Source organism: Isachenkonia alkalipeptolytica (assembly GCF_009910325.1).
In the GTDB taxonomy this organism is placed as follows: Bacteria; Bacillota; Clostridia; order Peptostreptococcales; family T1SED10-28; genus Isachenkonia; species Isachenkonia alkalipeptolytica.
Map to the genome: position 1 here is coordinate 14429 of NZ_SUMG01000003.1, position 25613 is coordinate 40041.

Below are 25613 nucleotides of genomic sequence, written 5' to 3' on the forward strand. Positions count from 1 at the left end.
TATGGCAAGCAGAGGCAAAGGAAGCATCAGTGGAAAAGAGAAGGCCGCAGTGCTGTTAATCAGTCTGGGACCGGAATACTCCGCAGAAATATTTAAGCATCTCACCGATGAGGAAATTGAAGAACTTACCCTAAATATTGCCAATATGAACAAGGTGGATCCTGCAAAGAAAGAGGAGATTTTAGATGAGTTTTATCAAATTTGCGTGGCCCAGGAATATATTTCCGAGGGAGGCATCAATTATGCCAAAGATGTATTGGAAAAAGCCCTAGGCTCCCAAAAGGCCATGGATATTATCGGAAAGCTCACCGCCTCCCTCCAGGTAAAACCCTTCGATTTTGCCCGGAAGGCGGAACCCAGTCAGCTCCTTAATTTCATTCAAAATGAGCATCCCCAGACCATCGCTCTGATTTTATCCTATTTATCCTCGGAGCAGTCGGGACAAATCCTTTCCGCTCTGCCCCAGGGAAAGCAATCGGAGGTGGCCCAGCGAATTGCCACCATGGACCGAACCTCTCCGGAGATTATCCGGGAAGTGGAAGGGGTCTTAGAGGGAAAACTTTCCTCTTTGGTAAGTCAGGACTACACCACCGCCGGAGGCATCGAATCCATTGTGGATATTCTAAACTCCGTGGATCGGGGTACGGAAAAGAACATTATGGATACCCTGGAAATCGAAGATGCGGAACTGGCCGAGGAAATCAGAAAGCGTATGTTTGTATTTGAAGACATTATCAACCTGGACAGTACATCGATTCAACGATTTATCCGGGAAATTGATAACAATGAGTTGGCCATAGCCTTAAAAGGCGCCACCGACGAAGTAGCAGAAGTGATCTACGGCAACATGTCGAAACGTATGGCGGAAATGATCAAAGAGGATATGGAGTTTATGGGTCCTGTACGTCTACGGGATGTGGAAGAGGCCCAGCAAAAAATTGTGAATATTATCCGAAAACTGGAGGAAGCCGGGGAGATTATTATCGCCCGTGGTGGAGGAGATGAAATCATTGTATAAAGTCTATAAATCCACATACGTTGATCTCGGGGAGAAAAAGAAACTGACCTTTATTGAAAAAGACTTTAAGAATGCCCGAGAAAAACCCGATAATAGTCAAAAGGAAGAAGAAAAAAGTCCCCAAGAGGAAAAATCCTCCCCCCGGGACATCGAGAAGGACATTGAAGAAAAGCTAAAGGCTGCCGAGGAAAAGAGCCGAAGCATGGTTGAACAGGCGGAGGAAGAAGCGAAAAAGATCCGGGAGGAAGGGGAAAGTAAAAAGGAGGAAATCCTTAAAGAGGCGGAAAACCGGGGTTTTGAAAAAGGCTATCAGGAAGGCTTTCAAGCCGGGGAAGTCAAGGGCTATGAAGAGGAAAAAACCTACATTCAAGAGGCCAAGGACTTAAAGCAGCAGGCCTATCAGGAACGGGAGGACCTGGCCCGGGAGCTGGAGGAATCCCTGATTGATCTCAGCATCAAAGCCATTGAAAAGGTCATCGAGAAGGAACTGGAAAAAGATCACGAGCTGCTCTTGAAATTGATCGAAAACGGTTTGAAAAAATCCACCTACACGGAAACCTTAATCATTCGGGTAGCCCAGGGGGATTACGATCTTCTGGATGTGAACAAGAACAAAATCTATATGATGACCGAGGGGATCGATGATATTAAGATCAAGGTGGACCACTCCTTTGAGAAAAATGAAATCATCATCGAAACCCAATCGGGAATCATCAATGCGGGACTGAAAACCCAAATCGAACAAATCCATAAGGCTTTTACGGATTTACTGCAAAGCGAGGGTGCCTGATTATGAAGATTTCCCTGGATAAATACTATAAACGCTTAGAGGAAGTGGAACTGGCCCGGCAGTTAGGGACGGTATCCCAGATTATCGGACTGACCATCGAGTCCAACGGACCGGCGGTGAAAATCGGCGAGGTCTGCAACATCTATCCCCTTCGGGGAACCAAGGCGGTAAAAGCGGAAGCCGTAGGCTTTAAAGGCCAAAAGGTTTTGTTGATGCCCCTGGGAGAGATGGAGGGCATCGGCCCGGGGAGCAAGGTGGAAGCCCTGGGGGCCCCGCTGAATGTAGGGGTGAGCAATGATTTACTGGGCCGGGTCTTGGACGGCTTAGGCCAGCCCATCGACGGGAAGGGGCCCATATCCACGGAAAAGACCTACTCCGTTACGGCGGCGCCGCCGAATCCCTTAACCCGAAAGAAAATCACCGAGCCTTTGGCCCTGGGGGTCCGCTCCATTGACTCCCTTCTTACCGTGGGAAATGGTCAGCGGATCGGAATTTTCGCCGGAAGCGGGGTGGGTAAGAGTACCCTGTTGGGTATGATTGCCCGGAACACCCAGGCGGATGTGAATGTGATCGGACTCATCGGGGAGCGGGGCCGGGAGGTAAAGGAGTTTATCGAGAATGACCTTCAAAAGGAGGGCTTAGAACGATCCGTGGTGGTGGTAGCAACCTCCGATCAGCCGGCATTGATCCGGATGAAAGGCGCTCTGCTTGCCACCTCCATCGCCGAGTATTTTCGTAACCGGGGAAAAAATGTGATGCTTCTGATGGATTCCATCACCCGTTTTTCCATGGCTCAACGAGAAGTGGGACTGGCCATTGGAGAACCTCCCGTCACCAAAGGGTATACTCCGTCGGTATTTGCCACCCTGCCCAAGCTTTTAGAGCGCTCGGGGACTTCGGATAAAGGCTCCATCACCGGACTCTACACCGTACTTGTGGACGGGGACGATATGAACGAGCCCATCGCCGATGCGGTTAGGGGAATACTGGACGGCCATGTGGTCCTCTCGAGAAAACTGGCGAATAAAGGACATTATCCCGCTGTGGACGTGCTATCCAGCATCAGCCGTGTCATGCCCAATGTGGTGGATAAGGATCATATCAAGGCCGCCAATGAAATTAAAGAGGTGTTGGCGAACTACGACGAAAATGAGGATCTGATTAATATCGGCGCCTATGCCAAGGGCACCAACCCGAAGATCGATTATGCCATGTCGAAAATCACCAAGGTCAACGACTTTTTAACCCAGGATGTCCATGACCGTCTGAATTTTCAGGAGGTCATTAACCACTTAAAGACCTTATTACAATAAACAAGCACAATCATAAGGGGGGATATCGATGGAAAAATCTTTTTCCTATCGATTTGAAAACATACTGGATATTAAAGAAAAGCTGGAAAATGAACGGAAGAGTGAACTGGGAAAAGCGGTTCAGCGTCTGGAGGCGGCGGAAAAAGCCCTAAGGGAATGGATTGAAAGAAAAAAACAGGCGAAGGACGACTGGAATAAGCAGGCGAGGAGCGTTCAGAAAGTGCGATTTTTTCAGCAGTCCGGTCATAACTTTGAGTATTTTGACAAAATGATCCAGCGGGAAACCCGGCAGGTGGAGGAAAGAAAAAAAGAAGTGGCAGAGGCACGGAAAAAACTACTGAATGCGAAAAAAGATACGAAAATCTTTGAAAAACTCAAGGAAAAGGATTATGAAAGTCATCGTCTTACGGAACAACGAAAAGAAAATGAGCTGATTGATCAAATCGTTACCCATAAATCATCCCGGAAGTAGAGGTGAGACCTTTGTCGGAAAAAAAAGAAAAAATACGAGATATAGCCATTGTTCTGGGAGTGTTTTTGGCCCTACCGATTTTCACCGGAATGATCGCTTATAGCCTGAATGATCAAGTATATGATACCACAAATCGAATGCTTTCCAATCTTCCCGGAAGCATCGGCGGATTTTTCGACCGGGAAGGGGAAGAGCGGGAACGGGAAAAAATCAAAGAAGAGTTGGCGGACTATTACATAGAGTTTGACAAGGAACAATTAGCGGATAAACTGATTATGCTTCGGGGAGAGGACCGGGAACTTTACCAAGAGCTTCGGGACAAACTGGGTCGACGGGACCTGGGAAAGATCACGGAGGTGGAAGAAATCATCAACCGAAGGGATCAAAGCGAAGATATGCTGATGGAGTTGCTGATGGAAGCCCAGGAAGAAAAGGAACGACGGTTGAATGAGCTGGTATCCGGTTATTCTTCATTATCAAAATATGAACTGCTCCTGGAAGTGGATGAAAAACTGGGAAACAATGAATTAAGTTCCGAGGAACAGGGTTACATGGTCAACAACCTGGATACCGGGGATGCCGCAGCGGTTTTGAACTATTTGGATCTCAGTCCCGGGGTTCAACAGGAGATTTCCGAAGAACGACGGGAGATTATTCGAAGGTACAACCGTGAACAGGAACGGGAAGAGGAACGGCTAAAATCCCTGGCAGATGCTTATAACAACTCCAACAGCCGAAATCTCTGGAGTCGTTTAGGCCCCGATGGGCTATACGACATGGCAGAGCTGGGAGGAATTTTTTACTACTTAAACACCGATAAAGCGGGAGGCATTCTAGCCAAGATCGATGATCATAATTTCAGCCATCAACTATACCGGGAAATACAAAATTACCAAACCCTACAGCGATTACAAAGCGAATCCCCCCAGGATGCCCTTAGAAACCAGGACTTTAAAACCGCGGAAATCGAGGCGGTTAAAGAAGTGCATACCCGATGGGAACAGCGGGTGGAGGACATCATAGAAAGCTATGGGAATCTGGAAAACCCCTCCTTAGTAAACCAGGTGGATCTCATGCTTCAACGGCAAAATGAAGTGATCAAAAGAGAAGAAATCGAAGGCATCACCGTGGAATTCACCCATGAGGATGTGTTGATGAAACTGATGGAGAGCATGGATCCTCAACGAAAAGCCGTAGTCATCAACGGTCTGGAAGAGGATCAGAGTCAACGGCTGACAAGAATGTTTTTAGACGGAGAGTAAAGGGAGTCCCCTTTATGATAAACGCCATTGAAGGGAGGTGAAAAAAATATGCGAACCGTTAATACCATGTTTCAACCCAAGACCCAAAACCCGGTGAAAAATCCAAATTTTAAGCCGTCAACGGAAAACAGTTTCCGGGAGGTGTTCGGGAGTAAAATTTCTCAAAAAGAACCAAGCACCCTGAGAAATGAAGAAAATGGAAGGAAGGACCGCGACAGAAACGTTCAGTCCCATAATTCTGATGCCCGGGATCAAAAGAAGTCCGAGGAAAAGTCAGAAAAACAGCGGGCGGCGGAGAAGCTGAAAGAACTGAAAACCCTCTTGACTTCAGAAGGCATCAAAGATATGGAAAATTCGGAAGAGCTGGAAGCTTTGGGAGAGCTGGAAGAACTGCTGGAACTGCACGAACTGCTTAAAAGCTTGGCAGAACTCTCGGAAGAAGTCCAGTTGATCCTTGAAGGCCTTATGCAGCAAGAGTTGTTGGGAGAAGCCTTGACGGAAAAAATCGAAGCCTTGATGGATCTTGATATTTCCATGGAGTCCTTATCCGGGGAAGAGGCAAAGACCCTGGAAAATCTTTCGAAACTGCTGCAGGGGTTAGAGGAAATATCGGAAAAAATTGCTGTGAAGGTTCAGGATCCTAAGGAGCTGGAAAAACTTCTGAAAGTGCAAGAGGAAATGAAAGCCTTAGTGGATCAGGCAATGAAGAAAGCAGGGAGGATTGAAGCCGCGGGAGATCAAAAGTCTTCAAAAAATCCTGAAATCTCTTTGCTAAACAACCAGGACTCAGACAAAGAGGAAAAAGCGGAACAAACCTCCGGGGAGAAGGTCAAAAGCCAAGAGGAAAAAGAGGGCCGGGAAAAGGCCGTCTCAAACAGTAACAAGGAAAAAGAGTCTTCCTTAATGAAGAAATCCGCCGGGGAAGAAAAAACTTCCGGTAAGGAAGAAAAAAACCTGAAGGCTTCGGTCACCTTAGATACCAAGGAAGAGCAGCCCCTGGAGAGGAATTTTCTTTTCAGTCAGGACAAAGTGGAGAGCTTTGATAAACTGTCCTCGATAATACCAAAGAACAGCACCGGGCTTGAACAAAATCTCTCTCAAATGATTGAAGAAATGACGGAGAAGATTTCCATCATGAAAAACGGTGAAGCCAGCGAGATTAAAATGCAGTTGGTGCCCAACAATCTAGGGAAACTGGTCATTCAATTATTCACCGACGAAAACATTTTATCCGCAAGGGTGTATGCAGATACCCCTAAGGTAAAAGAGATGATTGAAAACCAATTACAGGACCTAAAAGAAGCTTTGATTGATAAAGGACTGACCGTGGAGAGCCTGGAAGTGTTTGTAGGTCAGGAGAAGGACCGAGCCCTGTATCAAAAGCACGGCCCCATGATGATGGCGGGACGAAACAAAAGCAGTCAAATTTCCTTCGGGGAGATGGAAGCCTTAGAAGAAGCGGCTCTAAACACCAATCCCTATGTGGAGAAGTACCAGTATAACCGATTGGTTTAAAAACCAGGGAAAGGAGGCAAAATAATGAATATCAATGAATTACAGCAACCCTCAAAAGTCCGGGAATTCGGAGTAAATGGAGAAAATCAGCAGAAAAGTACCATGGGAGACCTGGATAAAGACGCATTTTTACAGCTGTTAACCACTCAACTCAGCAATCAGGACCCCTTAAATCCCACGGAAGACCGGGAATTCATTGCTCAAATGGCACAGTTCAGTTCCTTAGAGCAGATGCAAAATCTAAACGACACCTTTAAGTCGGAAATCAAAGGCATCAAAGAGAGCCAGGAGTCCCTAGCGGAGCATTTAACCGCAATGAACAACAACATGGTGGGATCCCAAAGTGACGTGGTAAATCAATTAGGCCGGATCAATACCAGCTTAACAGAGCTGATTGAAGGGCTGAAAAATAACAGCAGCGATGATGAAACCTCGGAGCCGGTAGAGGAGCAGGAATAGGAGGAAGCCGATGAATCATTTTAATATCAATAATAAGGTTCAACCGGTTCAACCTAGAAAAAATCAAAAGTTGAATAATCCCGGGAGTAAGGGAAACCTACAGGGACAAAGCTTTCAAGGGGTCTTGGAAAAAACCCTGGACCAGGAAGTGAAGTTCTCCAAACACGCCAACAAACGAATCCATCAGCGGGACGTAAATGTGTCACCGAAGGATTTAAAGCGAATTGAAAGCGGCATCGACCGAGCCTCTCAAAAAGGGATTAAGGAAACCCTGATTTTAATGGATAACCGGGCCTTTATTGCCAGTGTGGATAACCGAACCATTATTACCGCAAGCGCTAAGGATGAACTGAAAGAAGCGGTGTTTACCAATATCGACGGAGCGGTTATTGTGTAAAAGTGAAATGAAGGGATTTATGAATGCTTGAAACAATAAAAGAAGAGACTAAAAGACAGGCGAGAAAAAACCAAAAGTAAAAGCTGGACCTTAACAGGAAGCTTTCCATTTCTGACTGACAGAGGAAATGGCAACCAAAATAATAGGAGGTCAATGATTATGATGAGATCAATGTTTTCCGGAGTATCCGGCCTAAGCGCCCACCAATTAAAAATGGATACCGTCGGAAATAATATTGCCAATGTCAACACCGTAGGTTACAAGGGAAGCCGAACCACCTTCCAGGAAGTCTTCACTCAAACCATTCAGGGCGCCGGTGCGCCCCAGGACGGACTGGGAGGCACCAATCCGAGGCAAGTGGGCCTAGGCATCGACGTATCCTCCATGGATACCTTTCATATTCAAGGGGCCGTGGAACGGACGGACTACGCAACGGATATGATGATCAACGGCGAAGGATTCTTTATGGTATCCGACGACCCCAACTTTGCGGATAGAAGCTACACCCGGGCGGGGAACTTTTCCCTGGACGGCACGGGAAATCTGGTTACCCCCAACGGAGAACGGGTCCTGGGTTACCTGGCCGACGAAGCAGGAAACCTAGGGAACAATATTGAAGGCATTCAAATTTCCCAGGGAGAGACCTTCCCGCCCCAGGCCACCGAAAACGTGGAGCTTACGGGGACATTGAACAGCCGGGTTGCAATCGCCTCAGCAGAAGGTGATCAACCGGAGGTACAGGATGTTATTGAGAATATCTCGGAAGAACTTACCGATGAACAACGAGCTACTATAGCTGATCGCCAAAATATCCAGGTCTTTGACAGTCTTGGGGGCATGCACAACATCGAGTTGGCTTTTATTAAAACCGGAGAAGATACCTATCAGGTAGAAGCCTTTTATCTAGATGACGATGGAAATCTAAATCATATAGAGGACATTGATGATAACGAATTAACATTTGATGGTAATGGTAGCCTAACTGACGGAGGAGCTATTCAAATAGAATTAGAAGACCTTCCAGGAGGAGCAGAGGACTTGGGATTCAATCTAGACCTTAGCAACCTGAAAATGTTCGACAACCCGTCCAACGTAAAGCTGGAGGAACGGGACGGATATTCCCAGGGAGCCCTGGAGGATTTCTCCGTATCCCAAACGGGAGAGGTGATCGGAAACTTCGATAACGGTCAGCGACGAATCCTCGGACAAATGGCCATTGCCAGCTTTACCAACCCCGGCGGTTTGGAAAAGACCGGAGGAAACAATTACCGGGAGACCGCCAACTCCGGAAACATCAATGTAGGCAATCCGGGAACCCAAGGGTTAGGGGTGATCAACTCCGGCGCTTTAGAGATGTCCAACGTGGACCTTTCTAAAGAGTTTACGGATATGATTACCACTCAACGGGGATTCCAGGCGAACTCCCGGATTATTACCACCAGTGATGAAATGCTCCAGGAAGTAGTGAATATGAAACGGTAATGCCCACTATTCAGTATATATTCAGTAAGTATAAGGAAGCACTAAGAATAAGAAAAAAAATACTTTTCCCGGGCAATGTTGCCCGGGAAAAACCAAATAGGTGATAATGATGATTGAAGTAACCAAAATGGATCGCACCGAAATTGTGTTAAATGCGGATTTAATCGAAACCGTGGAGCGTACCCCGGATACCATTATCAGACTGACCACAGGGAAGAAATTTCTGGTCCTGGAGAGCGTGGAGGAAGTCGTTCAGCGGACCATTGACTATAAAAGAAGCATTTTTACAAGATACATAAAGGAATAAGTACTCTTAAGGGAAATGAGGTGTAGATATGGATTTAGCAACGATTATCGGGATTATTGTAGGGTTTGCCTTTATTATTTTCGGAATTGTATTGGACGGTGCCATCGGGCTGTTTATCAATGTGCCCGGGGCCATGATTGTGGTGGGGGGAACCATAGCGGGTCTTTTTGTAGCCTACCCCATGGCCAGGGTTTTGGCCGCCATGAAGGTGGCTTCGAAGGCCTTCTCCGACAAACAGCTGGCCGCACCGGGGGAGATCATCCAACGGATCATTGAACTGGCCAACACCGCAAGAAAGGAAGGACTGCTGGCCTTAGAAGAGGCCGCCGATGAAATCGACGACAGCTTCCTGCAAAAAGGGGTAATGCTCATTGTGGACGGCACCGACCCGGAACTGGTAAGAAACCTTCTGGAGACGGAACTGTCCTTCATCGAAGAACGCCATAAAAACGGCCAGAGCATCTTTGAAATGCTGGGAACCTTAGCCCCGGCCTTCGGTATGATCGGTACCTTAATCGGACTGATCAGTATGCTGGATCGGCTGGATGATCCGTCGGCGGTGGGTCCGGGAATGGCGGTAGCCCTTCTGACCACCTTTTACGGGGCCTTGATTGCCAACCTGATCTTCATCCCTATGGCCAATAAGCTCAAGCTTAAAAGCCGGGAAGAAATTCTTCGAAAGGAAATTGTGGTGGAAGGACTCCTTTCCATCCAAGCGGGAGAGAACCCGCGAATCATTGAAGAAAAGTTAAAGGCATTCTTACCGCCGAAGGAGCGGGAAGCCTTGGCAGAGGAAGATAATGTAGAAGCAGCGGAAGGTGTTGAGGCGTAATGGCAAGAAGAAGGCAGCAGGAAAATGAAAAAAAAGGCTCCCCCGCATGGATGACCACCTATGCTGATATTGTGACCCTACTCTTGGCCTTCTTCGTCATCCTCTTTGCCATGTCGGAGATTGACGTTCAAAAGTTTGAAGCGGTAATCCGATCCTTTCAGGGCTCTTTAGGAGTGTTGGATGGGGGACAGATCGTGGAGGAAGGGGATTTGAATGCGGAAAACATGAATGATTATTACGAAGAGATTTATCAACACAGTATTTCCGAAGGTGACGGTGTAGACCGGGAGTTTGGGGATTTACAGGAAAGAGTGCAAAGCTTTATAGAGGATGAGGGCCTGGATGCATCGGTTTTAGTCAGTATGGAAAGCCAGGGCCTGATGCTTCGTTTTCAGGATGATGTACTCTTTGACTCCGCAGAAGCGGATTTAAAGGACGAAGCGGAGGAGGTCCTGGGCTTTATTACCGACATTCTTCAGGAGCAGGATTTGGAGGATAAATTCATCCGGGTGGAGGGACATACGGACAACCTTGCCTTGCTACCGGATTCTGACTTTGAAACCAACTGGGAACTGTCGGTGGCCCGGGCGGTAACTGCAGGAAGGCATATGATCGAGGAAGAGAATGTGGACCCTTCCAGGCTTTCCATGGCCGGTTACGGAGAGTATCATCCTATCGCGGACAATAGCACCGCTGAGGGCAGAAGTCAAAACCGGCGGGTGGATATTGTCATCCTCCGAACGGAAATTGAAATAGAATAGAGATCAGACGGGCTAGGAGGATTAAACCATGAACATGAAAAAAATGATTATTTTAGTAACTACGGGTATATTGCTATCCGTAATCTTCTTTGGGGGGATTATCTACTTTACCTTCCTTAGAAGCAGCGATGATAATGGGGAAATTGAAACCTACCAACATACTCTGGGAGAGTTTACCGCGAACCTGGGGGATACCCGGAATTATTTTCAGGGGGATATTATTGTGGAGGTAGAGGATGAAGATTTGATTGAAGCCATCGAGGAAAAAGAAATTATCATTCGGGATGAGATCCTGGGAATCCTGATCGGAAAAGGGCCCGAGGAACTGCTGGAGCCGGAAGGGCAAAAAGAGCTTAAAGGGGAGATTGTCCAGGCCATTTCTTCGATTTTAGATACGGAAGCGGTAAGCGACTTATACTTCAGCAGTTATATTATTCAATAAGGAGGTGGTGTAGTTGTCTGATATCCTTTCACAAAATGAAATTGACTCCCTCCTGAAGGCTTTGGATGATGGAGAAGTGGACGTTGATGAGATTCAAGACAGTGAAGAAGAAAAGAAAATTAAAACCTATGACTTTAAAAGCCCGAAGAAACTGGCGAAGGATCAGCTACGCACCTTGCAAATTATTCATGATAATTTTGCTCGGGTACTCAGTACCTTTTTATCCGGTTACCTGAGAAGTTTTGTTAAGGCCGATGTACTGAATGTGGAAGAACTCTCCTACTATGAGTTTAACAACTCCATTGTGAACCCGGCGGTTCTCAGTATTGTGGATTTTAATCCCTTATCGGGACAAATTGTTACGGATATATCTCCTTCCCTGGCCTATACCCTGATTGATCGGATTCTTGGAGGAAAAGGGAAAAAATACGATGAGGAGCCGAATTTTACAGAGATTGAAATCAGCCTGATTAAAAAGCTGATGAAACAGATCATCGAATTATTCATCGCCCCCTGGGAGAATGTGATTGAACTGGATCCGAAACTGGACAAAATGGAGACCAACTCCCAGTTTGCCCAAATCGTATCCCCTAATGATACCGTGGCGCTGATTACCCTGAGTTTGAAAATCGGAGAAGTGGAGGGAATGTTCAATATCTGTATCCCCCATATTGTCATCGAGCCGATTATCGATAAACTCAGTACCAAGTTCTGGTTTTCCACCGTCAGCAAAACCACTACGAAGAGTGATAAAAAAGCCATTGAAAAGCGGGTAAAGAAAAGCGATGTGGAAATTCTCGCTCAACTGGGCCATACCTACATTACCGTGGGTGATTTTTTAGAGCTGCAGGAGGGGGACGTCATCGGGCTGGACAACTCCACGAAGGATGAGTTGGAGATCTATGTGGGGAACAGTCATAAATACTATGGAATACCGGGAACGACGAAAAATAAAATGAGTGCAAAGATCACCAGGATCGACAAGAAAGGGGAGGATCAAGATGATGAATGATATGTTATCCCAGGAGGAAATCGATGCCCTGTTAAAGGGGGAGGATACTTCCAAGGATAGTAACAAGGAAGAACGAGTTGAATTCAGTGACGAGGAAAAGGATGCCATAGGGGAAATCGGTAACATCAGTATGGGAACCGCGGCCACGACCCTATCCACGCTCCTCGGCCATAAGGTCAGTATCACCACCCCTCGGGTGGAGGCCATGTCTGTGGAAGAGATTACAAAGGAATACCCCCTTCCCTTTATTGCCGTGGATGTAAAGTATAAACAGGGAATTGAAGGAACCAATCTTTTGATCCTGAAACAGCGGGATGTGAAGGTCATTACCAGCTTGATGATGGGCGGTGATGCCGGGGATGTGGAGGAGGACACGGAGCCCTTGTCCGACGTGCATTTAAGCGCTATCGGAGAGGCGATGAACCAAATGATCGGTTCCGCCTCCACTTCCCTGTCGGAGATGTTTAACCGGAAAATCGATATCAATCCTCCCAAAGCCTTTGAGCTGGATTTATCCTCGGACCGGTTTGATGAATACATCTCTGAGGATGTGAACATCTATGCGAAGATTTCCTTTTCCATGAAAATCGGGGATTTTATTGACAGTGAGATTATGCAACTGATCCCCATGAGCTTTGCAAAGGAAATGATCGAGATTTTACTCGGGGGACAGGAAAAGACGGAAGAAGAAGCGCCGAAGGCGGCGGAACCGGAACCGGAACCGAAAAAAACGGAGCCGGAAAGCCCGCAGCCTCAACAAAACCCAAGCAGCACCCGGTCCCAGGCCCAAGCGGCGGCGGCCTACAGCCAGCCGAAAGAGCGGAAACCGGAAGCTTCTCAGGAAAGGGTCAATGTACAGCCGGCCCAGTTCCAATCTTTTGATGAAGGTTCCACAAACCATGAACCGGAAAACATCTCCCTGATTCGGGACGTACCCCTAAAGGTTACCGTGGAATTGGGAAGGACGGTCAAAAAGATTCATGACGTGCTGGACTTCGGTCCCGGAACCATCATCGAACTGGATAAACTGGTGGGAGAGCCCCTGGATATTCTGGTAAACGGTCAATACGTTGCAAAGGGCGAAGTGGTTGTTATCGATGAGAACTACGGAATTCGGGTAACGGACATTGTGAAACCGGAAAAACGCATCGGAAAGCTGTAGAGTTTTTAGAAAAGAGCTTTCCCTTGGAGAAAAATTCTTGTATGATAAAGAAGTCGGATAAAACTGAAATGGAATAAGAAATCATTAAATGAAGCATAAAAGTAAAAAATAAGAAAACAAATGATTAGGAGGAATTATATTATGGCTAAAGGTATATTAGTGGTAGACGATGCGGCATTTATGCGAATGATGATTAAGGATGTACTGACGAAAAACGGATTTGAAGTGGTGGGGGAAGCGGAAAACGGAGCAAAAGCCGTGGATAACTACAAGGAATTGGATCCCGAGCTGGTGATTATGGATATTACCATGCCGGAAATGGACGGCATTCAGGCGGTAAAAGAAGTGAAAAAGTTAAACCCCGATGCGAAAATTATTATGTGTTCCGCCATGGGTCAACAGGCCATGGTTATCGAGGCGATCCAAGCGGGAGCCAAGGACTTCATTGTAAAGCCCTTTCAGGCCGATCGGGTAGTGGAAGCCGTATCAAAAGTCTTAGGATAAATGGAGTGTGGGTTTCGTGAATTTTCAGGGTTTTTTAGATTTTTTTCAGGTGATTTTTATGGTGGTTTTCGTTGTGGCCCTGGCCTATGGAACCACGTGGGTCATCGGTAAAAAATCCAAGGGTTTTATGGGCGGTAAAAACGCCAAGGTACTGCAACAGATTTCACTGAATATGAATTTTCACATTACGGTAATTCAAGTTCAGCAAAAGGTATATATCATCGGGAAAACCAATAAGTCCATCGAACTGTTGGATACCATCCCGCTGGATACCTGGAAAGAAAATGAAGCAATGATGTTGAATCAGGAGCAGGAAAATCGCAAGGAAACTCCATTAGAGCGGTTTTTTAAGATTCAAAATCCCCTGAAGGGAGAGGAAAGGGAAAAAGGTGATGGAAATTAATATGACAAAAAAGTGCTACAACATCAAAAAAATTCTCCCGGTAACCCTGGGTGTGCTGTTTTTCCTTTTTCTTTCCCTGGAAGTGTCCCACGGTCAGCCGAGCTTTCCCATTCCCAATGTGGAAATCGGCGTGGGGGAAGCCCAGTCACCGGACGAGGTGGCAAGCTCGATTCAAATTCTTTTTTTAATTACGATTCTATCCATTGCTCCCGCAATACTGATCACCATGACCAGTTTTACCCGGATCATTATTGTCCTTTCCTTTTTACGAAATGCAATCGCCACTCAGCAAACCCCTCCTAATCAGATTTTAGTGGGGTTAGCCTTGTTTTTAACCTTATTTATTATGACTCCCGTGGTGAACGAAATTAATGAAGAGGCGGTTCAACCTTTTTTGAACGAGGAAATCGGCCAGGAGGTGGCCCTGGACAATGCTCTGGACCCTTTAAGGGACTTTATGTACCGGCAAACCCGGGAGAGTGAACTGGCCCTGTTTATGGATATCGGCGAGGTGAATATGGGCATCGAAGATATCTCCCAAGTGCCGACAACGGTGTTGATTCCCGCCTTTATTATCAGTGAACTGAAAACCGCTTTTATCATGGGTTTTATACTGTTTGTACCCTTTGTGGTAATTGACATGGTTGTGGCCAGTACCCTGATGTCTATGGGAATGATGATGCTTCCCCCGGTAATGATTTCTCTGCCCTTTAAACTGTTACTCTTTATTATGGTGGATGGTTGGAATTTATTGATCGGTCAGGTAGTAACCAGTTTTAATTAGGAGGAAGTAAAATGGATGAAGCAATTGTAGTAGAAATTGCCCAACAGGCAATGATTACCACCTTACTGCTGGCGGCGCCGATGCTGGGCTTTGGACTGCTGGTAGGACTTGCGGTCAGTATTTTTCAAGCCACCACCCAGATCCAGGAGCAGACCCTGGCCATGATTCCGAAGATCGTTGCAGTCCTGGGATCCGTTGTGGTGTTTGGACCCTGGCTCTTATCAGTGATAACGGATTTTACCTTAAGACTATTTACCAATATGAACACCTTTATCCAGTAAACTAAAGTAGGGATGTCATGGATGTACTTATAGAATATTTCATATTTAATGTGGAAATTTTCTTTCTGAGCATTGTTCGAATCACCGGTATGATGGTGTTGGCTCCGGTGTTTTCCAGAAGAGAGATTCCGGTGCTGGTAAGGGTTTGGCTCGGGGTACTGCTTTCCTTTGTGCTCCTGCCCGGGAATATTATCAATCAGGTAACGGAAATTGAAGGCTTTTTATCCCTGGCCCTTTACGGGATCAACGAGTTTTTTATCGGTCTGACCATCGGTTTCATCGCCTTTACCTTCATCAGCGTAATGTACCTGGCGGGGAGAATGATCGATACCCAAATGGGCTTTGGAATGGTCAACGTGTTTGATCCCCAAACCAACCTGCAAATACCGGTGATGGGAAATTTCTACAATATGTTTTTAGTTTTGCTTTTTTTAGTCCTCAACGGTCACCATATGTTGATTAAAGCTATGGAGTTCAGTTTTGATCGGATTCCCATCGGAATGATGATCACCTTTGACGGCGTATTTATTGAACGCTTTGTACAGATTTACAGCCGGTTTTTTGTGCTGGCCTTTCAGTTTTCCGCTCCGGTGATTGCAACGATTTTTTTAGCCAACGTCCTCTTAGGAGTGCTGGCCAGGACCATGCCCCAAATGAATATTTTTGTGGTGGGGCTGCCGTTGAAAATCGGGATCGGGCTGTTAACCGTGATTATCTCTTTGCAGTTCTTTGTTCCTTTTTCCGAAAATTTATTTGATATAATGTTTGACTCAATAAGAGAAATTATTGAAATCCTGTCCAGAGGTTGATGAAATTATGGTAAGAATAGATCTTCAGTTATTCAATGAAGAAAAAACCGAGAAAGCCACCCCGAAAAAGAAACAGGACAGTCGGAAAAAAGGGCAGGTCCATCAAAGCAAAGAGGTGAACTCCGCGTTTTTACTGATCGGTGCCTTTTCGGTACTGGGCTTGTCCTCCGGGTATATCGGCTTTATGACAAGAAATTTCACCATTAATTTTTTTCAGCAGTATCTGAACGGAAGGACAATGATTACCTTTGAAAATGCCCACCGCTTTGTGATTATGGCCATGCTGCAGATGCTGATGCTGGTGGGGCCATTGTTTCTCGCCACGGTAATCATCGGGTTTTCCGCCAGCTATTTTCAGGTGGGTCCCTTATTCACCGTAAAAACCCTGGCCATAAAACTGAGCAAACTCAATCCCCTTGAGGGTTTTAAACGAATTTTCTCCCTGAAATCCCTGGTAGAGCTGTTTAAATCCTTTGTCAAAATCTTTGTGATCGGCTATATCGTCTTTCACTACACCTCCGGGGAGATCGCCCGGGTTTTTTCCACCATCACCATGGAAACCTCGGAAATTGTGGCCACCATCAGCTCCTTGACCATGAATATCGGGATTCGAGCGTCCTTAGCCCTGGTAATCCTTGCAATTATCGACTATTATTATCAGAAATACGATCATGAGAAGCAGATAAAAATGACAAAAAAGGAAGTAAAGGAAGAGCGAAAGCAAATCGACGGAAATCCCATGATCAAATCCAAAATCCGGGAAAAGCAGCGGCAAATGTCCATGCAGCGGATGATGGAGGAAATACCGAAGGCCGATGTGGTTATTACCAATCCCACCCACTTTGCGGTGGCCATTGAGTATAACGCCGAGTCCTTTGAAGCCCCCCGAGTGGTGGCTAAGGGCCAGGACATCATTGCCCAAAACATCAAAAAAAGAGCGAATGAACACAATGTCACCATTGTTGAAAATAAATATCTGGCAAGAACCCTGTATAAAATGGTAAACATCGGTGAGTTTGTACCGCCGGACTTATACCAGGGTGTGGCGGAAGTGCTGGCTTATGTGTATAAGCTGAATAAAAAAACTAAAGGGGGATTATCATGAAGTTTGGAGACATATTTGTAGTACTGGCCGTAATCGGTATCGTCATCATCATTATCATGCCCATCCCCTTAGGACTCTTGGATGTACTGCTGAGTTTTAATATTGCCCTGGGACTTTTAATACTAGTGGTTTCCATGTATATCAAAGAGGCTTTGGAGTTTTCCATTTTCCCCTCCATTCTCCTGATCGCCACCCTGTTCCGTCTGGCCTTGAATATTACCACAACCCGGTATATTCTATCCGAGGCCCAGGCCGGGGATCTGATTGAGAGTTTCGGGGACTTTGTGATCCAGGGAAATGCCATCGTAGGATTTATTGTGTTTTTGATCATCGTCATCATTCAGTTCCTGGTCATCACCAAGGGAGCCGAGCGGGTGGCGGAGGTTGCCGCACGGTTTACCCTGGACGCCATGCCCGGAAAGCAAATGGCCATTGACGCGGACCTGAACGCCGGGTTAATCGATGATTATCAAGCCAAGGAGCGAAGAGAAAAAATTCAGAGGGAAGCGGATTTTTACGGTTCCATGGATGGTGCCAGTAAGTTTGTTAAGGGAGATGCCATTGCCAGTATTGTCATTACCATGATCAATATCGGCGCCGGCTTTATTATCGGAATCGTGATGAACGACTTCACTTTTCAGGAGTCCATCCAAGTTTATACGATTCTTACCGTGGGCGACGGACTGGCCAGTCAAATTCCCGCCTTGCTGATTTCCACTTCCACCGGTATTGTGGTTACACGCTCGGCATCCAAGGGAAATCTCGGCTCCGACATGATTGAGCAGATGTTTGAACAGGCGAAAAGTATGTTGATCATCGGGGGCGTATTGATCTTTCTAGCCATGACCCCCTTGCCCACCATTCCCTTTTTGCTGATTTCCGCCGCCTTTATTACCGCGGGGATTATGAAATATCAGTCCAGGAAAAAAGAAGCGGTACAAGCGGAAGAAAAGGAAGTGGAAGCCACCGAGGAAGAGGCCCAGGAAAAACGGAAACCGGAAAACGTGATGCCCCTCCTCAGTGTGGATCCTATCGAATTGGAATTCGGCTATGGGATTCTCCCCTTAGCGGATCAGGAACAGGGGGGAGACCTGTTTGACCGACTGGTCATGATCCGGCGGCAATGCGCCTTGGAGCTGGGAATGATTGTCCCCATGATCCGGCTTCGGGACAATATTCAGTTAGAGCCCAATCAATACATTATTAAAATCAAAGGGGTGGAAATCACCGCGGGGAATATCATGTTCGACCATTACATGGCCATGAACCCCGGCTCCGTAGACGGAGACATTGAAGGGGTGGAAACCGTGGAGCCCGCCTTCGGCCTGCCGGCAAAATGGATTAAAGAAGAGGTTCGGGAGGATGCGGAAATGCTGGGATACACCGTGGTGGATCCTCCGTCGATTATTGCCACCCACCTGACGGAAGTGATCAAAAAGCACGCCCATGAACTACTGGGACGACAGGACGTCCAAAAGCTGGTGGACAACGTCAAAGAATCCCACCCGGCCTTGGTGGATGAACTGCTACCGAGCCAGATGAGTCTGGGAGAAATTCAAAAAGTGCTGGCCAACCTGTTAAAGGAAGGGGTCTCCATTCGAAACTTTGTTACGATCCTTGAGACCCTGGCGGACCATATTAACATCACCCGGGACACGGATATGTTAACGGAGTATGTGCGACAAGGCCTTGGTAGGGCGATTTCCAAGCAGTTTATCACCAATCAGCCGGCGAAGGTCATTACCTTGGACAAGGGGCTGGAACAGACCATTATGGACTCCCTGCAGCAGACCGAGAGCGGAACCTACATTTCCATGGATCCCAATATTGTCCAATCGGTACTGAATAATTTGGCAAAACAGATTCAGCGGCTGATGTCTTTAGGGGAACAACCCATCGTGGTCACAGCCCCTATTGCCAGGCTCTATTTTAAACGGTTGACAGAACAGCTCAGTCAAGACTTAATAGTGCTTTCCTATAATGAACTGGACCCAAGTCTTGAAATCGAATCCATCGGGGTGGTGAACCAATAATGAAAGTTAAAAAGTTTTACGGAGAGACAACAGAAGAGGCTGTGGAAAAAGTAAAGCAGGAACTGGGGGCCAATGCCATCATCCTTCATGAAAAGGAAGTGCTTCCCCGGGGAATCTGGCGTTTTTTCAAAAGCCCCTCGGTGGAAATCGTTGCCGCCCGGGAAGAGCAGGTAAAAAGTAAGCGGCCGGAACCGATGAAAAGCAAGGGATCGGTGCCGGTAAAAACCAAAGTAGCAAAAGCGATGCAAAACCCTGAAGAGGAAGGGGAGGAAAACCCGGCGGTTTACAAAAGGCCTTCGGCGGCGAGAAAAACCTCCTCAGAAGGGGAGGATTACCAGGAGCTTTCCAAAGAGCTGCAGGATATGAAAAAACTGTTGAACACTCTGGTTCAGGAAAAGCCTGTGGGAAATTTCCCTGCAGTTTTACAGGGGGTGCATCAAAAACCGGTGCTGGATTTATATAAACAGCTGAAACTCCAGGATGTTCAGGAAGAAATCATCATCGATCTGATCCGGCAGCTAAAAGAGGTCATCACCGACGAGGATACTGAGGAAGAGCAAAACCAAAAGATTCGACAGGTGTTAAAGCATAAACTGGAAGAAAAAGTGATTATGAAAAACTTCAAACCCCAAAGCAAAAACGTGGTATTTGTGGGACCCACCGGGGTGGGAAAAACCACAACCATCGCCAAACTGGCCGCCCGTTACGCCCTGGAAGAAGGAAAAAAACTGGGACTGGTTAGTGCGGATACCTACCGGATTGCAGCGGTGGAGCAACTGAAAACCTACAGTGAGATCCTCAATATTCCCATAAAAATTGTCTATGAAGCCAAAGAAATCACCGAAACCCTGGAAGGCTTTTCCGACCGGGACCTGGTGTTGATCGACACGGCGGGACGAAGCCATCGGAATGAAGATCAGATTAAGGAACTGGAGGATTTGCTTTTTGCTATGGAGGATAAGGATATTTATCTGGTGCTCAGTGCCACCTCCAGTACTAAGGATCTAAGGGAGATCACCAAACACTACGAATTTCTTGACAACTATAAAATTATTTTCACAAAAACCGATGAAGCCACAACCTATGGAGGGATTTTAAACTCCTCTATTGAAAATGACAAACCCGTGCTATACTTAACCAACGGGCAAAGTGTTCCCGATGATATTGAAAACGCCAGTGTGGAAAAATTGATTCATCTGTTTACCAGGGAGGTTGACTGATGGGGGATCAAGCACAGAAGCTTCGAGAGATGATTAAGCTTCGGAAAAATTTTCCGAAGGAAGCTAAGGAAAAAGATGAGGAAAAAAGTCCAACACCGGCTCCCGGGATCGATTCCCGCGTGGTTGCGGTAACCAGCGGAAAAGGGGGCGTGGGAAAGACGAATTTCACCATTAACCTGGGCATCACCCTGGCAAAGGCGGGAAAAAAGGTTGTCATATTTGATGCGGACCTGGGACTTGCGAACATTGACGTGATTCTGGGAAGCATACCGAAATATACCTTAGTGGATCTAATGGAGAGGGATCTTCCTATTGAGAAGGTCATGTCCGAAGGTCCCGAAGGCATAGGGATCATTTCGGGAGCATCGGGTATTGAGGGGCTGATGGACATGTCCCCGGAAAAGGTGGAGGGGTTAACCCGACGGTTTTCCGAGATCAGCCGATATGCGGACTTTATTCTAATTGATACCGGGGCGGGGATTTCCAAGTCGGTACTGTCCTTTGTACTGGCTGCCCAGGAGGTTTTAGTCATCAGCACCCCGGAGCCCACATCCATAACCGATGCCTATGCGGTAATTAAAGCCATCGGAAATCAGGACCGGGATAAATCGATTCAGTTATTGATCAATAAGGTAAAGGATTCAAAAGAGGGCCGGGAAGTTTACCACAAGCTTCAAAGAGTGGGCAAAGAATTTTTGCAAATGGAAATCGGACTGTTAGGCTTTGTTCGAGAGGATCCCTCAGTGGTCAAGGCGGTATACAGTCAAAATCCCTTTGCGGTTCAGTTTCCCGCCTGTCATGCAGCCAAGGACATCGAAGCGGCGGCCCGAAAGTTAGTGTCTAAAGAGGCCGATGAAATCAAAGAGGACCAGGGTTTTTTCCAAAAGGTCATCGGACTGTTTAAGTAATGAGCAGGATAAATTTTTAAATTTGGATATAATGAGGTGATGGAATGGCCATATTGGATACCATAGGTATCGGTGATAAACTAGAGGTGGGGAAAATCCGGGGGAACGCCAAGGACCTGGAAGAGAAGTCCACGGGCATCACAAGTCAGGTGATGGATATCCAAGGGGATATTGTACATATTTCCAAACCGATGAAATATGGAAAAAATTACGCGTTAGAAATCAATGAACAAATTCATATTTATTTTTTTACCAAGGATAAAGGAATATTAAAGGTTCGTGGAGAAGTATTATTAAGTAAGGATGAACCGATATTGATCTACGGTATTAAACTCCGGGGAAAAGCGAAGAAAATCCAGCGAAGGTTTTACTTTCGACTGGATATTACCATGGATATCGCAGTGACGGATATTCAAAACAACCGCAAGATCCCCTGCGTTACCAAGGATATCAGCGGCGGCGGTTTGAAATGCATTACCCGGGAGGCATTTCAGTCCCGGGATCCCGTTGAAGTAAATATGGTCATCGATCAAGCCCCCATCAGTGTCCTGGGAGAGATTGTCCGGTGTATCAAAGATCCCGTGGAGAATAACCATGAAGTGGGGATTCAGTTTACCAGTATATCCGACAAAGACCGAAACACCATTGTAAGCTATATTTTTCAAAAACAGCGGGAACTACGAAAAAAAGGATTGATATAACATGGAAAATACAATTAAAGTGTTGATTGTGGATGATTCCGCCTTTATTCGCCAAATTATTCGGGACATATTAAGCCGGGACCCGATTTTCGAAGTGGTGGATTATGCAAGGAACGGAAAGGACGCCATTGAAAAAGTTCAGCGTCACCGTCCGGATGTAGTCACCATGGATGTGGAAATGCCCATACTGAATGGTATCGAAGCCTTGGAAATTATTATGGAAAAGCATCCGGCCCCCGTGGTGATGTTTAGCAGCCTTACCGCCCAGGGAACCGAGGCCACAATGAAAGCCCTGGAATACGGGGCTGTGGACGTTGCCAAAAAACCTTCCCATCAGGATTTAAAGGATCTCTCAGAGCTGAGTCAGGAAATTATCCAAAAACTGAAAACCGCAGCCGGGGTGAAAAACATTCAAAAGCCCCAGCGGGTACAAAGTGAAAAGGATTTAAAAATCATTCGGAAAAGTTTAGTGGATATCAGCCAAAGCCCCAAGGAAAAAGGCTTCTTGGATCCCCGTTCAGAGACACCGAGGATTGTAGCTATAGGAACATCCACCGGTGGCCCCAGAGCCCTTCAACGAGTGATTCCCCTGATCCCGAAAAACACCAAGGCCAGTTTTGTGATTGTACAGCACATGCCTCCGGGTTTCACCAAATCCCTGGCGGAACGACTGAACACCCTATCGGAAATCACCGTGAAGGAAGCCGTCCAGGGGGAAGTTTTGCAACCGGGACATGGATACATCGCCAAAGGTGGGGCCCATCTTCGGCTTAAAAAAAATTCCCGAGGACAGCTGTTTTTAGACCTGGGAGAGGATCCCCCCATAGCAGGCCATCGTCCTTCGGTAAATGCCTTATTTCAGTCCCTTCGTCAGGAAAACATTCAAGACGTGATCTCTGTGATTATGACGGGCATGGGTTCCGACGGGGCCAAAGGAATACAGGAATTGAAAAAGGCCACGAAGAATCATGTAATTGCCCAAAATGAAGAATCCTCTGTGGTTTACGGTATGCCCAAGACCGTGGTGGAACAAGGGGATGCCGACGAAGTGGCGGACCTGGATGAAATTACGAAAAAAGTTTTAAAACACTTGGAGGTGCAAAAGTAATGGACATGAATCAGTATTTAGACATTTTTATTGAAGAGACCAAAGAGCATTTGCAAAGCATGAATGAAATCCTGTTAAAGCTGGAGAGTTTTACATATGATAAGGATTTATTGAATGAGATGTTTCGTATTGCCCATACCATCAAAGGGATGTCCGGGACCATGGGTTATCAAAACATTGCAGGACTCACCCATGAAATGGAGAATGTTCTGGATTTAATCCGAAACGATGAACTGAAAACCACAGAGGAAATCGTGGATATTCTATTTGAATGCTTTGATCAATTAGAGGGCTATATCAACAACATCGAGCAGGAAGGCAGGGAAGGGGAAAATCGGTCCGAGGACCTGATCCGGAGTTTGGAAAACATCAAACTGGGAAAAACAGCAGAAAAAACCCCTCCGGCAGCCCCAGGATCTAAGCAGGAACCGGATTCCTCTTCCCCGGATCCCTTAGGAAATATCGCTTTGCCGGAGCATGTAGCCCAGGCGGCGGAGAAATCCAGGAAAGAAGGTCTTTCTTCTTATTTTATTAAGACCACTCTGGATGAAAAATGCATGCTGAAATCCGCAAGAGCCTATATTTTCATCAACCGTCTGGAGCGGGTGGGTGAGATTGTTTATTCCAACCCTTCCATTGAAGATATTGAAGATGAAAACTTTGATCTGTCCTTTGAAGTCCTGCTGATTTCCAAGGAAGAACAGGATTTCTTAGAAAAAGAAGTGGATGATATTTCGGAAATCAAAAGCATTGATTTCACCGAGTTGCGAGGTCAAAAGGGAGGCGTTGACGCCGAGGAGAAACCGGAGACCGAAGGAGAAGATTTGCCGGTTGCATCTCCAAAAACCCCTGAGAACCCTGCCGTGGAGAAAACCCCTGCTTCCAAGGAGAAACAGGAAAACGGGAATAAAGGTAAAACCGGTAAAACCGTTCGGGTGGATATTGATCGACTGGATAATTTGATGAACTTAGTCAGCGAGCTGATTATTATTAAAACCCGCCTGGAAGATGCCGACGGAAAACAGGATGCGGCAAAGGTCAATGAAACCACGGAATATTTAGAGCGGATCACCACCAGTCTTCACGATGCGGTGATGAAGGTGCGCATGGTTCCCATTGAGCGGGTATTCAACCGTTTTCCCCGAATGGTTCGGGACCTTTCTAAGGATCTGAGTAAAGATATTCAACTGGATATGGCCGGTAAAGAAACGGAAGTGGACCGTACCGTCATCGACGAAATCGGAGATCCCTTAATTCATTTAATTCGAAACTCCATTGACCATGGGATTGAAGGACCGGAGGTTCGCCGGGAAAGCGGGAAGGAAGCTAAGGGTACCGTAAGGCTGGAAGCCTATCCCGACGGCAATACCGTGGTGATTGAGGTGGAAGACGACGGAAAAGGCATCGATGTGGAAAAGGTTAAGGAAAAAGCCTTTAATAAAGGGCTGATTACAACCCAGCAAAAAGAGCAGATGGAAGACAGCGATGCGGTGGATCTTTTATTCACCCCCGGGTTTTCAACGGCAGACCAGGTCTCGGACCTATCCGGAAGAGGGGTCGGCCTAGACGTAGTAAAAACCAAGATCGAATCCTTAGGGGGAGACATTGAGGTCACCTCAAAGCCGGGAATAGGAAGCAAGTCCGTTATTCGCCTACCCCTGACCCTGGCCATTATCCAGGCCTTACTGGTCAAAGTGGAGGCGGAAAAATATGCCATTCCCTTAAACACCATCAAGGAAATCACCACCATCCATAAAGATAAGATTCGGGACATTCAAGGGAACAAAGTAGCCCTTTACCGGGACGCCACCCTGCCGATCTTAAAACTTGCGGAACTCTTAAGGGTGCCGCCGGTGGAAAAGGAATTTGAAGATCCGGAACATACCGTGGTGATTATTCGAAAAGGAGACAAGACCGCAGGAATCATTGTGGACGATTTAATCGGACAGCAGGAGATTGTCATTAAATCCCTCGGGAAGTTCTTAAACAATATCGAGGGCATTGCGGGGGCCACGATTCTCGGCAACGGTACCGTAGCCTTAATTGTGGATACCAACTCGTTTTTCAGAAAGGAGGGTAAATAATGTCACAGACCCAACAATACGTAATTTTCAAACTGGAGGGGGAGAGCTACGGCATCCCTATTGAATATGTAAAAACCATTGAAAAGATGACGGAAATGACCCGGGTACCCAACGCTCCCGACTACCTGGAAGGGGTGATCAACCTCCGGGGGGAAGTGGTTCCCATTATTAATATGCGAAAACGCTTTGATCTTTCCGAGCTTGATGAGGCCGAAGATACCCGAACCATTATTCTGGAACTGGAGGAAATCAGCGTAGGTATGATCGTGGACAGTTCCTCCGAAGTGCTGAGTATTAATAACAGCGCCATCGATCAAACCATCAGCTTAGACGCGGCGGTACAGGACGAACACATCCGGGGCATCGGAAAAATTGACGAGCGGATGATTATTCTTTTAAATCTTTATAAGGTGCTTCAAATCCAAGACAGTGAGACGCTGTCCTAAAGG

At 46.6% G+C, this 25613-nt stretch carries 28 protein-coding genes; all 28 read left to right on the plus strand.

What is annotated here, in order from left to right; translation table 11 throughout:
• Position 1: 1 nt before the first annotated feature.
• The gene (gene fliG, locus ISALK_RS03530) at positions 2–1018 is read left to right on the plus strand and encodes a flagellar motor switch protein FliG (protein WP_160719098.1); all 1017 of its coding nucleotides are present in this window, start codon (positions 2–4) and stop codon (positions 1016–1018) included.
• On the plus strand, positions 1002–1808 hold the full coding sequence (locus ISALK_RS03535) for a FliH/SctL family protein (protein WP_160719100.1): 807 nt from the start codon (positions 1002–1004) through the stop codon (positions 1806–1808). Before fliG ends, ISALK_RS03535 begins: the two co-directional genes overlap by 17 nt.
• Positions 1808–3121 carry a flagellar protein export ATPase FliI gene (gene fliI / locus ISALK_RS03540; RefSeq protein WP_503466079.1) on the plus strand — a complete coding sequence of 438 codons (1314 nt, stop codon included), beginning with the start codon at positions 1808–1810 and terminating at the stop codon, positions 3119–3121. Before ISALK_RS03535 ends, fliI begins: the two co-directional genes overlap by 1 nt.
• 28 nt (positions 3122–3149) lie before the next feature.
• Positions 3150–3593, plus strand: coding sequence for a flagellar export protein FliJ (gene fliJ, locus ISALK_RS03545; protein WP_160719104.1), 444 nt, complete (start codon positions 3150–3152; stop codon positions 3591–3593).
• 11 nt (positions 3594–3604) lie between these two features.
• A complete protein-coding gene (locus ISALK_RS03550; RefSeq protein WP_160719106.1) occupies positions 3605–4855 on the plus strand; it encodes a magnesium transporter in 1251 nt (416 codons plus the stop codon).
• Between the two features lie 48 nt (positions 4856–4903).
• Positions 4904–6370: a flagellar hook-length control protein FliK gene (locus tag ISALK_RS03555; protein ID WP_160719108.1), complete on the plus strand. Its 1467-nt coding sequence runs from the start codon at positions 4904–4906 to the stop codon at positions 6368–6370.
• A gap of 24 nt (positions 6371–6394) precedes the next feature.
• Positions 6395–6829: a flagellar hook assembly protein FlgD gene (locus ISALK_RS15655; protein WP_160719110.1), complete on the plus strand. Its 435-nt coding sequence runs from the start codon at positions 6395–6397 to the stop codon at positions 6827–6829.
• Between the two features lie 10 nt (positions 6830–6839).
• Positions 6840–7226, plus strand: a complete 387-nt coding sequence (locus ISALK_RS03565; protein WP_160719112.1) for a TIGR02530 family flagellar biosynthesis protein — start codon at positions 6840–6842, stop codon at positions 7224–7226.
• Between the two features lie 159 nt (positions 7227–7385).
• On the plus strand, positions 7386–8708 hold the full coding sequence (locus ISALK_RS03570; protein WP_160719114.1) for a flagellar hook protein FlgE: 1323 nt from the start codon (positions 7386–7388) through the stop codon (positions 8706–8708).
• Positions 8709–8817: 109 nt separating this feature from the next.
• The gene (locus tag ISALK_RS03575; protein WP_160719116.1) at positions 8818–9015 is read left to right on the plus strand and encodes a flagellar FlbD family protein; all 198 of its coding nucleotides are present in this window, start codon (positions 8818–8820) and stop codon (positions 9013–9015) included.
• Positions 9016–9043: 28 nt separating this feature from the next.
• Complete coding sequence (locus tag ISALK_RS03580; protein ID WP_160719118.1) at positions 9044–9847, plus strand: flagellar motor protein; 804 nt, start codon at positions 9044–9046, stop codon at positions 9845–9847.
• Positions 9847–10608 carry an OmpA/MotB family protein gene (locus tag ISALK_RS03585; RefSeq protein WP_160719120.1) on the plus strand — a complete coding sequence of 254 codons (762 nt, stop codon included), beginning with the start codon at positions 9847–9849 and terminating at the stop codon, positions 10606–10608. The genes ISALK_RS03580 and ISALK_RS03585 overlap by 1 nt, the downstream gene beginning before the upstream one ends.
• A 28-nt stretch (positions 10609–10636) precedes the next feature.
• Positions 10637–11050: a flagellar basal body-associated FliL family protein gene (locus tag ISALK_RS03590; protein WP_160719122.1), complete on the plus strand. Its 414-nt coding sequence runs from the start codon at positions 10637–10639 to the stop codon at positions 11048–11050.
• A gap of 13 nt (positions 11051–11063) precedes the next feature.
• Positions 11064–12062, plus strand: coding sequence for a flagellar motor switch protein FliM (gene fliM / locus ISALK_RS03595; protein ID WP_160719124.1), 999 nt, complete (start codon positions 11064–11066; stop codon positions 12060–12062).
• A complete protein-coding gene (gene fliY, locus ISALK_RS03600) occupies positions 12055–13224 on the plus strand; it encodes a flagellar motor switch phosphatase FliY (RefSeq protein WP_160719126.1) in 1170 nt (389 codons plus the stop codon). Before fliM ends, fliY begins: the two co-directional genes overlap by 8 nt.
• A 141-nt stretch (positions 13225–13365) precedes the next feature.
• Positions 13366–13728, plus strand: coding sequence for a response regulator (locus tag ISALK_RS03605; protein ID WP_160719128.1), 363 nt, complete (start codon positions 13366–13368; stop codon positions 13726–13728).
• A 7-nt stretch (positions 13729–13735) separates the two neighbouring features.
• Positions 13736–14131: a FliO/MopB family protein gene (locus ISALK_RS03610; RefSeq protein WP_160719130.1), complete on the plus strand. Its 396-nt coding sequence runs from the start codon at positions 13736–13738 to the stop codon at positions 14129–14131.
• Positions 14121–14915: a flagellar type III secretion system pore protein FliP gene (gene fliP / locus ISALK_RS03615; RefSeq protein ID WP_236660253.1), complete on the plus strand. Its 795-nt coding sequence runs from the start codon at positions 14121–14123 to the stop codon at positions 14913–14915. The genes ISALK_RS03610 and fliP overlap by 11 nt, the downstream gene beginning before the upstream one ends.
• Positions 14916–14926: 11 nt before the next feature.
• Positions 14927–15196, plus strand: a complete 270-nt coding sequence (gene fliQ, locus ISALK_RS03620; RefSeq protein ID WP_160719132.1) for a flagellar biosynthesis protein FliQ — start codon at positions 14927–14929, stop codon at positions 15194–15196.
• Positions 15197–15213: 17 nt separating this feature from the next.
• The gene (fliR, locus tag ISALK_RS03625; RefSeq protein ID WP_160719134.1) at positions 15214–16005 is read left to right on the plus strand and encodes a flagellar biosynthetic protein FliR; all 792 of its coding nucleotides are present in this window, start codon (positions 15214–15216) and stop codon (positions 16003–16005) included.
• A 7-nt stretch (positions 16006–16012) separates the two neighbouring features.
• A complete protein-coding gene (gene flhB / locus ISALK_RS03630) occupies positions 16013–17110 on the plus strand; it encodes a flagellar biosynthesis protein FlhB (RefSeq protein WP_201756833.1) in 1098 nt (365 codons plus the stop codon).
• A complete protein-coding gene (gene flhA / locus ISALK_RS03635; protein WP_160719136.1) occupies positions 17107–19143 on the plus strand; it encodes a flagellar biosynthesis protein FlhA in 2037 nt (678 codons plus the stop codon). Before flhB ends, flhA begins: the two co-directional genes overlap by 4 nt.
• A complete protein-coding gene (gene flhF, locus ISALK_RS03640) occupies positions 19143–20363 on the plus strand; it encodes a flagellar biosynthesis GTPase FlhF (protein ID WP_160719138.1) in 1221 nt (406 codons plus the stop codon). Before flhA ends, flhF begins: the two co-directional genes overlap by 1 nt.
• On the plus strand, positions 20363–21271 hold the full coding sequence (locus ISALK_RS03645; protein ID WP_160719140.1) for a MinD/ParA family protein: 909 nt from the start codon (positions 20363–20365) through the stop codon (positions 21269–21271). Before flhF ends, ISALK_RS03645 begins: the two co-directional genes overlap by 1 nt.
• A gap of 44 nt (positions 21272–21315) precedes the next feature.
• Positions 21316–21972: a flagellar brake protein gene (locus tag ISALK_RS03650; protein WP_160719142.1), complete on the plus strand. Its 657-nt coding sequence runs from the start codon at positions 21316–21318 to the stop codon at positions 21970–21972.
• Between the two features lies 1 nt (position 21973).
• Entirely contained in the window at positions 21974–23080 is a 1107-nt protein-coding gene (locus ISALK_RS03655; RefSeq protein WP_160719144.1) for a protein-glutamate methylesterase/protein-glutamine glutaminase, read from the plus strand.
• The gene (locus ISALK_RS03660) at positions 23080–25164 is read left to right on the plus strand and encodes a chemotaxis protein CheA (RefSeq protein ID WP_160719146.1); all 2085 of its coding nucleotides are present in this window, start codon (positions 23080–23082) and stop codon (positions 25162–25164) included. Before ISALK_RS03655 ends, ISALK_RS03660 begins: the two co-directional genes overlap by 1 nt.
• A complete protein-coding gene (locus ISALK_RS03665) occupies positions 25164–25610 on the plus strand; it encodes a chemotaxis protein CheW (RefSeq protein WP_160719148.1) in 447 nt (148 codons plus the stop codon). The genes ISALK_RS03660 and ISALK_RS03665 overlap by 1 nt, the downstream gene beginning before the upstream one ends.
• Positions 25611–25613: the final 3 nt, after the last annotated feature.